This is a genomic window from Limnohabitans sp. 103DPR2 (assembly GCF_001412575.1).
Lineage (GTDB): Bacteria > Pseudomonadota > Gammaproteobacteria > Burkholderiales > Burkholderiaceae_C > Limnohabitans_A.
In genome coordinates this window covers 606,702-620,779 of sequence record NZ_CP011834.1, presented here as the reverse complement: position 1 = coordinate 620,779, position 14,078 = coordinate 606,702, and the positions used below count along the sequence as shown (strand labels likewise).

Here is a 14,078-nt window from a genome sequence, read left to right as displayed (position 1 = left end):
TTCATCCCAACGGCATTACCTTGAGAAACCAACACAACATGTCAACTTCCAAACTTCAAAGCCAGCGCGGCAGCACCCTGCTTGGCTTCATATTGGGTCTGGTCATTGGCCTGACGGTCGCTTTGGGTGTGGCGATGTACGTCACCAAAGTGCCTATGCCGTTCAGCAACAAAAACCAATCGCGATCGGCTGAACAAGATGCCGTGGAGTCTCAAAAGAACAAAGACTGGAACCCGAACGGTGCTTTGCAAAGCAAACCAACCAATGCAGAAACGCCTGCTGACGGCAGTACTGCCCCAGCCACCAACGCGCCAGCGCCCGCCGTGGCTGCCGATCCGTTGGCCGACTTGATGAAGAAATCCAGCAGCGGTTCAGCACCTGCATCACCAGCGGCCGCGGCACCTGCTGTGGCACCGCCGCCAGCAGCCACACCGCAACCCGCACCTTCACCAGCCGCCAGCAAAGCCGCTGCCAACGATCCTTTCACCTACTTTGTGCAAGCAGGTGCCTTCAAATCGGCTGGTGATGCCGATGCGCAAAAGGCCAAGCTGTCCATGATGGGCATCGAATCCAAAGTCAGCGAGCGCGACCAAGCGGGTCGCACCATCTACCGCGTTCGCAGCGGCCCCTTTGACGACAAAGAGCAAGCCGAAAAAATCAAAGCCCGTCTGGACGCCAGCGGCATTGACGCTGCCTTGGTTCGTGTTCAGCGCTGATCTCAACGCTTTTTATCGATCATTCAAATTTCAGGAGTCACCATGAAACGCCGTGATTTTTCCCTCGCTACGTTAAGCACTGCCGCGGCTGTGGGCGGTTTGACTTGGAATGCCCCTGCGTTGGCGCAAGGCCCCGCCAAGTTTGTGGCTGGCAAAGACTATCTCAAGCTGGACCGCGTGGTCCCCACAGACGCCGAAGCCGGCAAGGTCCAGTTGATTGAGTTCTTCTGGTACAGCTGCCCTCACTGCAATGCCTTTGAACCTACCTTTGCGCAATGGGTGAAGAATGCCCCAAAAGATGTGGCGGTGCAACGCGTCCCCGTGGCTTTCCGTGACGACTTTGCCCCCCAGCAACGCCTTTTCTACGCGCTCGAAGCCATGGGCCTGTTGGAGAAACTGCACGGCAAAGTTTTCCAAGCTGTGCATGTGGAGCGTTTGCCCTTGAACACCGACGCCAGCATCTTGGCTTGGATCGAGAAACAGGGCGTCGACAAAACCAAATTTGCCGATGCCGCCAAATCTTTTGGCGTGGCCAGCAAGCTCAAGCGTGCCGTGCAATTGCAAAACGACTTCAAAATTGAAGGCGTGCCTTCTTTGGGTGTGGCAGGCAAGTACTACGTCGACGGCACTTTGGCCGGCAGCATGGAGCGCGCCCTGCAAGTGGCCGAATCTTTGTTGACCCAAGTTCGTCAAGGCCGCGCCTGATCTTTTCAAGGTGTTGTGCATCAGCCCGCTTCGGCGGGCTTTTTTGCGTCATTTTTGTATCAAAAGTGCTTGACCTTGCGATCAACACCTACAATCAAGCAAGATTCGCGCCTTTATGAAATTTCACCTCATTCTTTTGTTCTGCAGTTGGGTCGCCGTCTTCACGGCGACAGGCGCTCACGCCGAAAAAGCGGACCGAGACAAACCCATGAACATTGAGGCTGACACGCTCAAGCACGACGACCAGCAACAACTCACCACCTTCACGGGCAAGGTTCAAATGACCAAGGGCAGTTTGGTTTTGAAAGCCCACCGCATGGAAGTGAAGCAAGACGGTCAAGGCAACCAAGTGGCCAAGTTGTGGGCAGAACCTGGCGAACGCATTTTCTTCCGACAAAAGCGCGAAGCACTTGAAGAGTTCACCGAAGGCGAAGCTGAAACTGCGGTTTACAACAGCCAAGCCGATACCCTCACACTGACCACGCGCGCCGAACTGCGTTTGTTACGGGGCAACGTGGTGGCCGATCGAATTCAAGGGCAACAAATTTTGGTCAACAACACCACCGAGGTGTTCACAGTCGATGGTAAGCCCAACACAGGCAGCGGCAATCAACGCGTCAAAGCCACCATCACCCCTCGCCCCAAAACAAGCGATGTTCCCGCCACACCTTCAGGCCCGGCCTTGAAACCCAGCCCTCGCATTGGCAACGACAAACCATGAGTCAAGAACACGCCATCAGCAGCTTAGAAGCGCGGCACTTGCAAAAGTCCTACGGCAGCCGCCAAGTGGTGTTTGACGTTTCTGTCAAAGTTCAAAAAGGTGAAGTGGTCGGCTTGCTTGGCCCCAACGGCGCCGGTAAAACCACGTCCTTCTACATGATTGTGGGTTTGGTACGCACCGATGGTGGACAAATTCTGATCGATGGTGAAGACGTCACACGCATGCCCATCCATCGCCGCTCGCGCATGGGCCTGTCGTACTTGCCGCAAGAGGCTTCCATTTTCAGAAAACTCACAGTGGCCGAAAACGTGCGGGCGGTGCTCGAGTTGCAGCTCGACGCCGAGGGCAAACCGCTCAGCGAATCCGCCATCCAAGACCGACTTCAAGCGCTCCTGAAAGACTTGCGCGTTGATCATCTGCACGACTCACCGTCCTTAGCCTTGTCGGGCGGCGAACGCCGACGCGTTGAAATTGCGCGCGCACTGGCCACCGACCCTCGGTTCATTTTGCTCGACGAGCCCTTCGCGGGCATCGACCCCATTGCGGTGATTGAGATTCAACGCATCATTGCGTTTTTGAAAGAGCGCGGCATTGGCGTGCTCATCACCGATCACAACGTGCGCGAAACCTTGGGCATTTGCGATCACGCCTACATCATCAGCGAAGGTCGCGTGCTGGCCCAAGGCACACCCAAAGACATTGTGGACAACGCCGATGTGCGCCGCGTCTACTTGGGCGAACACTTCCGAATGTGATGGCTGAACTCCTATGAAGCAAAGCCTTTCCCTTCGGATGTCCCAGCACTTGGCGCTGACGCCACAGTTGCAACAATCCATTCGGCTGCTTCAACTCTCGACCTTAGAGCTCAGCCAAGAAGTCGAGCAAATGCTCGACGAAAACCCCTTCCTCGAGCGCAGCACCGACGAAGCACCGCAAGAAGATTTTGGCTTGCCAGAAGCCGATGCGCGCGTCAGCTTGGGCGACCGTGTGTCAGAAGCCGCCAGCGATGCCGGCGCTGATTCACGCGATGCTGCCAGCGAATCCACAGCGTCCGTTTCCAATGATGAAGCCGTGACCGATGTAGCCGACAGCTGGGATGGCGACGGCAGCGTCGAGATTGCTCCCGACGACAGCGAATGGGGCACCGACGCCGGCGCGCGCAAGAACAACACCAACAACGATTCGGATGGCGCAGACGCCATTGAGTTGGCACGCGGTCTGGGCTCACTCACCGAGTATTTGCACCGACAGGCTTTGTCGATGCGCTTGTCCGAAATTGACCGCGCAGCCTTGCGCTTCCTCATCGAGTCTTTGAACGACGACGGTTATCTGGAAGACAGCCTCGAGTCTTTGGCGCAAGGCCTGGCCGGCACCGACGACATTGAGCAATTGGAAGAGTTGGTGCACCGCTTCACGGTGGCTTTGAGCTTGCTGCAATCACTCGAACCGGTGGGCATTGGCGCACGTGATTTGGGCGAGTGCTTGCGCATTCAACTCAAAGCCATCTTGAAAGATGAGCCCGACCACGAAGTGGCTGCCGTAGGCCTCAAAATTTGCGTGCTGCCTTTGGAGCTGCTGGCCAAACGCGATTTCAAACGCTTGGCGGTTCAGTGCGGTGAAGACGAAGGCATTGTCAAACAAGCGCTGGCATTCATCACGCGCTTAGAACCCAAACCCGGTCGTCCTTTTGCCAATGCCGAGCAGCATGTCATCGTGCCCGATGTGTTGGTCATTGGTACGCGCAAAGGGGGCGAGCCGCACTTCAGAGTTCAGCTCAACCCCGATGTGATGCCCAAACTGCGGGTGCACGACATTTACGCCAACGCCTTGCGCGGCGGCAAAGGCGAAGCCCATTTGGGTTTGCAACAACGCCTGCAAGAAGCGCGCTGGTTCATCAAAAACATTCAACAGCGCTTTGACACCATTTTGCGTGTGTCGACGGCTATTGTGGAGCGTCAGCGCAATTTCTTCATCCATGGTGAATTGGCCATGCGCCCCTTGGTGCTGCGAGAAATTGCCGATGAACTGGGCTTGCACGAGTCCACCATCAGCCGCGTCACCACGGCCAAGTACATGACCACGCCCATGGGCACCTTCGAGTTGAAGTATTTCTTCGGCTCGGGCCTAGGCACCGACAGTGGCAGCGCGGCTTCCAGTACAGCCGTGCGTGCGCTCATCAAACAATTGGTGGCAGCCGAAAATCCCAACAAGCCGCTCTCAGACAACCAACTGTCTGAAATGCTCAAAGAACAAGGCATCGATTGCGCACGTCGCACCGTTGCCAAATACCGCGAGGCGCTCAAAATTGCGCCCGCCAACTTGCGTAAAACTCTGTGAACTCGCTTCAACTTTTCATGCCTTGCGCCGCCGGCGTTGAAGGCTTATTGGCCGACGAGGTCCATCAACTCACGGGCCTCACCGGCAACGACCTGCTAACCGGCCGCGGCGGTGTGATGGCCAACGCGTCATGGCGTGATGCCTTGCGTCTGAATTTGCACAGCCGCCTCACCCAACGCGTGCTCATTCAACTGTCGCAAACTTTTTATCGCAGTGAAAAAGATTTGTACGACGCGGCCAGCGCCGTGGCTTGGGAAATTTGGTTCACCACCCAGCAGACTTTCAAGATTGAAATCACGGCGCAGCACAGCCCGCTCACCAGCCTGAACTTTGCGGCGCTCAAAATCAAAGATGCCGTGGCCGATCGTTTTCGCGCCAAGCGCGGCGAGCGTCCCGACGTCAACACGCAGTGGCCAGACGTGCGCATTTATGTTCACCTCACCACCGACAGCTGCACGCTGTACATGGACACCTCGGGTGAGCCTTTGTTCAAACGCGGATGGCGCGAAGACAAGGGCGATGCCCCTTTGAAAGAAACTTTGGCGGCCGCCATGTTGGCCGCCAGTGGCTGGGATGCGCACACACCTTTGTACGATCCTTGCTGCGGCAGTGGCACCATTGCCATTGAAGCTGCGCAAATTGCCTGCGGCATTGCCCCTGGCATCCTGCGCCGCTTTGCCTTTGAAAAATTGCTGCCGTTTCAACCGCACGTTTGGCAAGCCCTGCAAGACGATGCGCGCGCACAAGAACACGCGCCCACCACAGAAATTCACGCCTCCGATGTGGCCTTCCGCATGGTGGACTTCACGCAGCGCAATGCCGAGCGCGCAGGCGTTGGCCAAGTGGTCCAAGCCCGCGGTGGCGACGCATTGCAGCGCATGCCGCCTTGTGAAACACCCGGCATCATGTTGCTCAACCCACCTTATGGCGAGCGCATTGCCGCAGCCGGTGTGGCGGGCGTCTCCAGCCGCGACCGATACCGGGAACCCGGCGCACCCACTCGCGCACGTGACAACGTGGACTTAAGCCGCGCCCGTGAAATTGCCGAAGGCGATGACGGCGGCGAGTTCTTTGCGCAATTGGCTTCGCACTGGAAAAAGAATTACAACGGTTGGACCGCTTGGATGCTGACACCCGATTTGAAATTGCCCTCCAAAATGCGCTTGAAAGAATCGCGCCGCGTGCCGATGTGGAACGGCCCCATTGAGTGCCGCATGTTCCGCTTCGACCTCATGAAGGGTTCGGTGCGTGACAAGCTCTGAGGCCATTCAAACTGCACAGCCTTGGGTGATTGACACCAACATCGTGCTCGACCTGTGGCTGTTTGAAGACCCTGCCACAGTGCCATTGCGAGCAGCTTTGCAAAGTGGCCGCATTTCGCATCTGGCCACCCGCAGCATGCGCGACGAACTGGAGCGCGTGCTCACTTACCCCCACATCGTCAAGCGCATGGCCAAGTCCAGCCTTCAAGCGCAAGACATTTTGAATCGCTTTGACCAACACCATGTGAGGGCAGAACCCGCGGATAAAGCGCCCTGCACTTGCAAAGACCCGGACGACCAAAAATTCATCGACTTGGCGGTTGCGCATGGGGTGCCTTTGCTCAGCAAAGACGCTGCCATTTTGTGCATGAAGAAACGTCTGTCGCAATCGGGCGTGGTGCTCAACCCGTCCGACATTCCTGCACAGTGAGTGCGCTCACGTCGCCCCCAACATCCCTTTCATCACAGGAACATCCCATGACCGGCCTGCAACCCGAAGACTTTGACGCCCTTGACGACATCTTGGACGACTTGCGCACGCGTTATGAGGAAACACCGCAATGGGAATTTTGCGAAGGTTTTTTGGTGGCCCTCATTTGCTGCCGCCGAGATATTCCGGAGTCTGAATGGCTGCCGGTGTTGTTGGGCCTTGACGATGACGGTGCAGGTTTTTCTGACGAAGCCCAAAAAATCAAATTCTTGGGCCTGTGGCAAGAACGCTATGCGGAAGTGAAGAAAGCACTCGACACTGAAATCAAAGCGCTCGATGAAGACAGTGCCTACGCACCTGAAGTGATGGACGTGCGCGGTGCCATTGCCAGCCTGCCGCCTGAAGAGCGCGCCGAAATTGACAGCGAAGAAATTCCTGCCTTTGCGCAAGTGTGGGCCTTGGGTTTTATGTTTGCCGTCGAAAACTGGCCCGATGAATGGACCGCTCCCAAAGACAAAGAAGCAGCACAGTGGCACGACACCGCCCTTGAAGCCATTGTGGCCTTAACCGAAGACGACACCGACGAACCCACCTTGTCAGCCCTCAGCGAAGACGGGCCCTTGAGTGTCAGCGAGTCCAGATTGAATGCCTACGGTGAAGCCTTGTGGGCCGTGTATGACTTGCGTGAAATTTGGCGCAGCATTGGCCCCCGTGTGACGCAAGTGATCAAAGAGGCCACCCCCGGTCGCAACGATGCATGCAGCTGCGGCAGTGGCAAAAAATACAAAAAATGTTGCGGCGCGAATTAACTTCTTAGACCATGAACTTGCGAAGTGATGTCACTGTCACTTCGGGCAATTCCTCTGGAATGAAGTGACCTGAGGGCACCACTTGGCCCGATACCTGAGCCGCACATTGCGCTTGCCACAGTTCTAGTGGCTTGAACATTTTGTGCACCACACCGCGGTCACCCCACAAGACCAGCAAGTCGCATTGAATTTTGTGGCCCTTGTCCCGGCTTTCTTGATCGTGGACCAAGTCGATGCCCGCACTGGCGCGGTAATCCTCACACGCTGTGTGCACGGCAGGCAGAATGTCCCCCGCTTGCTCAGGTGCCAAAGTGAGGCTGCGCTCGTACTCCGCCATGGCCTCGGGTTCGATGAAGGTGGTGGTACCAGAACCCCAGCCACCCAACTTGGCATGCAAGTAATGCAGCACATTGCCACCAATCATGCGCTCGGGTAAAGGTGTGGGCTGAATGAGGTGGAACCAGTGGTAGTAGGCGCGGGCAAAGTCCATGTCGGTGCGCTTGTACATGTCCAGCGTGGGCGCAATGTCCAATACACACAAGCGGCGAACGCGCGCTGGGTAATCGAGCGCCAAACGATGGGCCACACGGCCCCCGCGATCGTGTCCACACAAAAAGAAATCATCCACATTCAACTGGTCCAGCAAACCCACCACGTCTTGCGCCATGGCGCGCTTGCTGTAATTGCTGTGGTCTGGCAAACCCGGCGCATGGGACGAGTCGCCATAACCGCGCAGATCGGGCAGCACCAAGCGGTAGTCGTTTTTGAGGGCCTGCGCTACGCGGTGCCACATGACATGCGTTTGCGGGAAACCGTGCAGCAAGACCAACACCGGCTTGTCCAGGTGGTTATGCCAGTTGGCCGAGATGCGCGCACACACCACCACGCCATTGACGTTGAACTGGCGTTTCTCAAAGCCGTCAAACCAGCTGCTTGGCGTGTCAGGTGAAACAGCAGATGTCTCTGCAACGGAAGGGTCTGTTGAAAGTGTGCTCATGGTCAGCTTGATTTTGCAGTGGATGGGTGCAATTGGCAATCAGCGCTGTGAACGCATTTCAGCCAAGTCGTTCCAAACTTCTTGGCGCATCAATTGACCTTTGCGCACTTCAAAGCGATCGACAAAGCGAATGCCACTGAATTCACGTCCGTCAGGCCACTCACCGTTCAGCAAGCCACGGCAATACACCACCGTTTGGTCGCCCTGCCATGACTCTTCAAACGTCATGTGGGTTTTGGCAATCCGTCGGTACCGCGGTGCAGCCCAGGTCATCAACTCACTCAATTGATGCATGGTTTGCCCCCCTGGAAAAACCATTTCAAACTGCGGCGACAAAAATGCTTGGGCCGCTTCCAAATCGCGCATGGCCATGCATTCCAAAAACTCAGCCACCAATTGACTTGCCTCTGGCAGCACAGCGCCGCCTTCAGAAAAAACACGGCCATCGCGGCGGTAGGCGCTGACCTCTTGGACAAACACCGTGGTGCCAGCATCGCTGGCATCAATCACCGATCGGGCTGTGTGCGCCAAGCGTTGCACCATACGGTACTGGGCCTCAGGTGGATAGCCAGGTAACAGCGTGACAGAAATGACGGGCATAAAAGTAAGAATGAAAAGGGTTCAACCCATTGGCGAAACGCCGACCAACTGCACATGCAAATAGAACACAAACAGTGCCCACATGGCGACGCCGATCAGCAAGGTGAACAGAGTGGCCATGGTATTTGCGCTTGGTATTGCGACTGGTATATCGCTTGTGTTCTCAGCACCGGCAGCTTGCAAGCTCAGCACTTCTTGTGCCGCAGCACGATCGCGTGCTCTGGCCGCTTTGAAGTTGAACACCGACCACGCCAAGAAACTGCCAAACAACACCACATCGGCCAAGTTGCCATTGGCCAGCAAGTGCGCCAATGCCCAGACCTTGACCGACAACACCATGGGATGGCCCATGCGCATTTTGAGGTGATTGCGAGGCACATAAGCGGCCGCCATCAGCACGCTGGCGAAGAGCATCAGCAACACACTGACATGGCGCGTGGCAATGGGCGGCGTCCAAAGCGCCACCGTCTGCAAGCGTGCTTCGGCATAGCCCGTCACCATGGCATAAAACCCCACCAGAGCAATCACGGTGTAGACGCCTTTGAAAGGCTTTTCGCCCCAAGATGCAATGGCCTGAGTGCGCCAAGCGTCGGCCACCATGCGAATGGAATGCGCCCCCAAAAATAAAACCAAACCAATGATCAACCAAGTCATGAGAACTCCTGTTCAGGGTAATTCACGCATTGTCTAGGAAATCGAGGTCTGAAGCTGCTGCTGTAACAAAGGTTTTTGCACTTTGCCCAAAGCACTTTTGGGCAATTGCGGCATGAACAACACCCGCCTTGGCAATTTAAAGCGCGCGATCTGATGTTGCAAGTGCGACAACACCGTATCGGCTTGCAAGCTTGCACCCTCCGCATTGCCTTGGCGAACCAGAACCAGCACAGGCACCTCACCCCATCGATCGTCGGGCAAGCCCACCACGGCACATTCGGCCACACCTGGAAACGAGGCCAAGGCGTTTTCAATTTCTGCGGGGTAAATGTTTTCCCCACCTGAGATGATCATGTCCTTGTTGCGGCCCACAATTTGCAAGCACCCCTGCGCATCCAAGTAGCCCATGTCGCCCGAGTGGAACCATCCGTCTTGCAAACCCTTCAACGCTTTGGGATTGCCAAGATGCCAATAACCGCGCATGACGTTGGGCGCTCGCACGCACACCTCACCGGTCTCGCCCTGCGCCACTTCTTGGCCTTGGGCATCGATGAGCTTCAAAGACACATCAGCATGGGGCCAACCCGCAAAACCCATGCGCGCCATGGCATCTTGAAATTTCAAAATGACGCTGACCGGACCTGTTTCGGTGGTGCCATAAATTTGGCCAACAGGAATACCCCGCGCATGGAACTTCTCCAAATACGAAGTGGGCAAGGTTGAAGAGCCCGCCATGATGCCGCGCAAGCTTTGAAGATCTGCTTGAGGCCATGCAGGATGCTCAAGCACAGCCCTCAAGGTTGCAGGCACCAGCAATGACAAGGTGGGACGTTCTGCCAGGTCGCCTTGCGAGACGTCATGAAGCCAAGCAGCAGCCTCAAAGCGCGGATGCAAATGCACCGTCACACCCGACAACAATGCTGGCAAGGTTTGAATGCACAGTCCGCCCACATGGAACATGGGCAAGGCAGACAACACGATGTCTTGCGATTTGAACTGATGGGCTTCTTGACTGGCTTTGGCGTTGGCCAACAGGCCCGCTTGCGTATGCACAGCACCCTTGGGCAAGCCAGTGGTACCAGAGGTGTAGACCAACAGCACATCCGCATCAGCCGACACAGTGGGCAAATTCAATGCTTTGGATGACGACGTGGCAATCAAATCATCCAAGGGGCAAGACTGGAGCCCAAAGACGTGACCCTCTTGGGTTAAGGCTTTGGCCGTGTCTGCATGCAGGTCGTCATGGACCAAGAGGCTAGGCTGCGCATCTTGCAACACTGCATTGAGCTCGGCCAGCGCCAATCGGAAATTGAGCGGCATGAAAATCAAACCCAGTCGCGCACAGGCGACCAAGGTGACGCACTGCAATTCGTGGTTCAAGCCAAGCCACGCCACGCGTTGACCTGCTTGCAAACCCAAGCTGGCTTGCAGATGGCCTGTGACTCGTTCAACACGCCGCCAAAATTTGGCAAAGTCAATGTCTTCCGTCTGCCCTGGCATGCCAAAGCGAATGGCCAAGTGCGACGGCTGACTTTGTGCCAACGCTTGAAAGCGTTGGGCCAATGTCGAGCTTTCCTTCATTCGTCTTTTTCGCCGGCTTCGTACAGTGTTTCTCGGCCCAAACGATCGAGGCACAACTCTGCAGTCCACGGTAGCATGAGCGAGCCGCAACGCGCATCGCGGTACAAACGCTCGAGTGGCAAAGACTTCAGCATCGACTGTCCACCACATGTGCGAATGGCCAAACGTGCAATGTCTTGGGCGTTTTCCATGATGGTGTACTGCGCAGCATAGGCACGCAGGCGAGAGGATTTTGGCGGATCAATTTTGGCGTCTTCAATGGCACGCAAAAACAAATTGCGCGTCTGCTCCAATTTCACAAACATTTCCGCCACGGCAATTTGCTTGGTGGCAAATTGACGGCGCTTGACCGGACCGGTGCCTGGAATTTCGCCGCGCAAATAAGCCACCGTAAAGTCATAAGCCGCCTGTGCAATGCCCATGTAAGTGGGCGACAAGGTCATGAACATGTGCGGCCAGCGGCTGGCGGCTTGGAAGTAAACCCCTTGCGGCATCAACGCAGCATCATCAGGCACAAACACATCTTTGAAAATCAAATTGCGTGACACGGTGGCTCGCATGCCCAAAGGATCCCAATCACCTTCGACGGTCAGACCAGGCGCTGTGCGGGGTATGGCCAAATAAAGGGTGTCGCGACGCGACAAATCGGCATCGGGCTTTTTCTCTGTGCACAACACACCAAAATAATCTGCCGCATCGGACAAAGAAGCAAAAATCTTTTTGCCATTGATGCGCCAACCGCCTTCAACCTTAACGGCTTGTGTGCCAAATGGTTGCGCGCCTGCCGCAGCAGCGCCGCCTTCAGAAAAGGGCTGTGCATAAATGGCGCCGTCATTGACCACGCGTGCAAAGTGGGCCTTTTGATGCACACGATGCAGCGCACGTTGTTCTGGCGTCATGTCCAAATCCTCAGACAACAAGCCGCTCCACATCATGGTGCACACATGCATGTTGAACGTCAGCGCCGTAGCGCCACACCAGCGGCCAATTTCTGCAGAAACCATGGCGTAGGTGGCATAGTCCGCGCCCAAACCACCATGGGCTTCGGGCACACACAAAGCCAGCAAACCGCTGTCTTTCATGTCTTTGTAATTCTCAAAAGGAAATTGCGCATCGCGATCAAGCTGCGCCGCACGCGGTGCAAATTTGTGCTTGCCCAAGTCATGGGCCATGGCCATCAACTTCTTCTGCTTCTCGGTCAGTGGATAGTCCTCGCCACTGATCGGCATGTAGTTGGCGGTGCTGTTGTAAGGTGTGCTGCTGGTGGCAGTTGGGTTGTTGCTCATGGGGTCTCCTGCAACGTCAAAATGAGGTGGTGCAAAAATTCAAAATGGCTTGATGGAATGGCGCTTCTTGTTCAAAGCCCATCAAATGGCCAACGCCTGGAATGCATTGGTATTGCGCACCCGGAATCTTTTGCGCCATGCGTCGCAAAACTTCGGGGGGTGCTGTCTTGTCGTACTCGCCTGCTAGGCACAAAGTGGGCACTGAGATGCTGGGCAAGGCGGCACGTTGCTCAAAAGTCACCAAGGCTTGCAAAGCAGCGCGGTAAGTGTTGGGCGGTACTGCAGACATGCAGGCATGCGCCAAGGCCAATCCTGGGGGATAGTCTGGCAACATCGCACCGGCGGGCAAAGCCTGCGGCGCCACCATGCTGGGCACCAAACGATCGGCCACTTGGGCCATGGTTTTGCCTGCATTCAAAGGGGCCAGTCGCTGCGCCACAAACTGCTGCTGAAAGTCGCCGTCTTGTTGGCCAAATGCGGGGCTGCTGGCGGCGATCACCAGACCTTCAATTCGTTCTGGACAATGGGTCCAGGCTTGCAAGGCCACCATGCCGCCCATGCTGTGACCCACCAGCACCGCCTTTTGAAAATTCGCTTGATTCAGCATGCGTTCCAGCGATTTCGCCAGGCTGTCAAAACTGAGCGTGCCAGTTAAAGGGCTGTCGCCATAACCGGGCATGTCCCAGGCCAGCGCGCGATAACCCTTGCTTGCAAAGCAATCGACAGACGACTGAAAGCCTTTTTTTCCGCCACCGATCCCATGCAAAAAAACCAATGTGGTTTTGGCATCGACAGGGCCTGCCTCAATCCAAGAGGGCAAGTCGGCCATCATGGCGCAGGACTTTCAAACACGCCCGGCACCAGCGCACCTTCGTTCACCACGCACTGACCATCCAGTTGGATGGTGCAGCCACGCATTGGCAAATCAAAGTGGCCCAGCGTGTGACGGCCAGCCACTTCGTTGGCGCCGGTGGAATACAAAAAGTTACCGGCAAAGGCACGCAACTCGGTACCATTGCAATCACGCTTGTCATAAAAAGTCATGGCATCCCAGCGCGCGGCGGGGTTCAAACCAAAACCCACATGCGACACCGCACAGGCATCGCGATGGCCTTCTTTGTCAATCCAAGCTTGGTAGTAAGAGCGCATCATCTCAACGTCGACGCCTTCGCCTTCGATGCGCGTGATGGTGTCGTTTTCAATGGTCAGCTCAATGGTGTCGCGCAGGTAGCGCTTGAATGTCAAGTTGACATCGCCTGGCGCCATCACCAAGCGACCATTCACGCTGCCGGCCGCAGGAAATGCCAAGGCCAAGCCACCTGGCCAGTGCGAGACCATGCCTGGCTTGCTGCAAAAACCCCAGACGCCCCCCACCACAGCCGACTTCAGTTGAATGTTCAAGTCGGTGCCGGCCTTGGAGGACACGTGCATGTGCTGCGTGCCGCGCAATTTCTTCATGGCATTGCGGACCACCGACTCCAACGCGGGGTCGGGCACCGTTCGCTCCAAAATTTCGGGGTGTTCATTGGAGATCATGAACAAGCGTGGCACGACGCCGTCGGCCCCTTTCAAGATGGCAGGCAATTCGGGCGCATGCAACATGCCTTCCACGGTGCAATCGATCACCACATGGGCACGTTGCAGGGCTGCCACCACGGGTGCCAAATGCTGAATGACATCGGTGGCACCTGTTGAACGCACGGGGGCAGGCGCTGAAAGTGCCGGTGTGGGCAAACACACTTCAAAGATTTTGGCGCCCATGCGCTGCAAACTGATGCGGGCCAAATCCACGTTGATCCGGCGCGACTGACTCTCGGTGAGCAACGCCACCACTTCACCTTCTTGAATTTTGCACAGGGCGAAGGTGCGCTCAAAGGCAGTCAACCAACGGTGTTCGATTTGCTCAATCAGCATGACAACTCCTTGTGACAAGCACTTTGGACGGCTTGCCATTTCTATGTGCCAGCAAGTTTATATGAA

Annotated in this window: 15 protein-coding genes; 8 read left to right on the top strand and 7 right to left on the bottom strand. The window is 56.2% G+C overall.

Annotated elements, in window-relative coordinates; genetic code table 11:
• Positions 1–38: 38 nt before the first annotated feature.
• The 8 genes from L103DPR2_RS02995 (at position 39) to L103DPR2_RS02960 (ending at position 6,980) form a co-directional block, all read left to right on the top strand.
• Entirely contained in the window at positions 39–716 is a 678-nt protein-coding gene (locus L103DPR2_RS02995; RefSeq protein ID WP_055359683.1) for an SPOR domain-containing protein, read from the top strand.
• A 42-nt stretch (positions 717–758) separates the two neighbouring features.
• Positions 759–1,421, top strand: a complete 663-nt coding sequence (locus tag L103DPR2_RS02990; protein ID WP_055359682.1) for a thiol:disulfide interchange protein DsbA/DsbL — start codon at positions 759–761, stop codon at positions 1,419–1,421.
• A gap of 115 nt (positions 1,422–1,536) precedes the next feature.
• Positions 1,537–2,142: a lipopolysaccharide transport periplasmic protein LptA gene (gene lptA / locus L103DPR2_RS02985; RefSeq protein WP_055359681.1), complete on the top strand. Its 606-nt coding sequence runs from the start codon at positions 1,537–1,539 to the stop codon at positions 2,140–2,142.
• A complete protein-coding gene (gene lptB / locus L103DPR2_RS02980; RefSeq protein ID WP_055359680.1) occupies positions 2,139–2,897 on the top strand; it encodes an LPS export ABC transporter ATP-binding protein in 759 nt (252 codons plus the stop codon). The genes lptA and lptB overlap by 4 nt, the downstream gene beginning before the upstream one ends.
• Positions 2,898–2,910: 13 nt before the next feature.
• Positions 2,911–4,479, top strand: a complete 1,569-nt coding sequence (locus L103DPR2_RS02975; RefSeq protein ID WP_055359679.1) for an RNA polymerase factor sigma-54 — start codon at positions 2,911–2,913, stop codon at positions 4,477–4,479.
• Positions 4,480–4,496: 17 nt separating this feature from the next.
• Positions 4,497–5,741, top strand: coding sequence for a THUMP domain-containing class I SAM-dependent RNA methyltransferase (locus tag L103DPR2_RS02970; RefSeq protein WP_082466692.1), 1,245 nt, complete (start codon positions 4,497–4,499; stop codon positions 5,739–5,741).
• Entirely contained in the window at positions 5,728–6,171 is a 444-nt protein-coding gene (locus L103DPR2_RS02965; protein ID WP_055359677.1) for a putative toxin-antitoxin system toxin component, PIN family, read from the top strand. The genes L103DPR2_RS02970 and L103DPR2_RS02965 overlap by 14 nt, the downstream gene beginning before the upstream one ends.
• Before the next feature lie 47 nt (positions 6,172–6,218).
• Positions 6,219–6,980 (top strand): YecA/YgfB family protein, encoded by a 762-nt coding sequence (locus L103DPR2_RS02960; protein WP_055359676.1) that lies wholly within the window; start codon positions 6,219–6,221, stop codon positions 6,978–6,980.
• 4 nt (positions 6,981–6,984) lie between these two features.
• Here L103DPR2_RS02960 and L103DPR2_RS02955 read toward each other — a convergent pair whose 3' ends face one another.
• The 7 genes from L103DPR2_RS02955 to L103DPR2_RS02925 form a co-directional block, all read right to left on the bottom strand.
• Complete coding sequence (locus L103DPR2_RS02955) at positions 6,985–7,977, bottom strand: alpha/beta fold hydrolase (protein WP_082466849.1); 993 nt, start codon at positions 7,975–7,977, stop codon at positions 6,985–6,987.
• 39 nt (positions 7,978–8,016) lie between these two features.
• Positions 8,017–8,577 (bottom strand): nuclear transport factor 2 family protein, encoded by a 561-nt coding sequence (locus tag L103DPR2_RS02950; RefSeq protein ID WP_055359675.1) that lies wholly within the window; start codon positions 8,575–8,577, stop codon positions 8,017–8,019.
• A 21-nt stretch (positions 8,578–8,598) separates the two neighbouring features.
• Positions 8,599–9,231: an NnrU family protein gene (locus L103DPR2_RS02945; RefSeq protein ID WP_055359674.1), complete on the bottom strand. Its 633-nt coding sequence runs from the start codon at positions 9,229–9,231 to the stop codon at positions 8,599–8,601.
• 33 nt (positions 9,232–9,264) lie between these two features.
• The gene (locus L103DPR2_RS02940) at positions 9,265–10,812 is read right to left on the bottom strand and encodes a class I adenylate-forming enzyme family protein (protein ID WP_055359673.1); all 1,548 of its coding nucleotides are present in this window, start codon (positions 10,810–10,812) and stop codon (positions 9,265–9,267) included.
• Positions 10,809–12,041, bottom strand: a complete 1,233-nt coding sequence (locus tag L103DPR2_RS02935) for an acyl-CoA dehydrogenase family protein (protein WP_108256469.1) — start codon at positions 12,039–12,041, stop codon at positions 10,809–10,811. The genes L103DPR2_RS02940 and L103DPR2_RS02935 overlap by 4 nt, the downstream gene beginning before the upstream one ends.
• A 73-nt stretch (positions 12,042–12,114) precedes the next feature.
• Positions 12,115–12,930, bottom strand: coding sequence for an alpha/beta fold hydrolase (locus L103DPR2_RS02930; RefSeq protein ID WP_231717667.1), 816 nt, complete (start codon positions 12,928–12,930; stop codon positions 12,115–12,117).
• Positions 12,927–14,012: a hypothetical protein gene (locus L103DPR2_RS02925; protein ID WP_055361810.1), complete on the bottom strand. Its 1,086-nt coding sequence runs from the start codon at positions 14,010–14,012 to the stop codon at positions 12,927–12,929. The genes L103DPR2_RS02930 and L103DPR2_RS02925 overlap by 4 nt, the downstream gene beginning before the upstream one ends.
• Positions 14,013–14,078 lie beyond the last annotated feature (66 nt).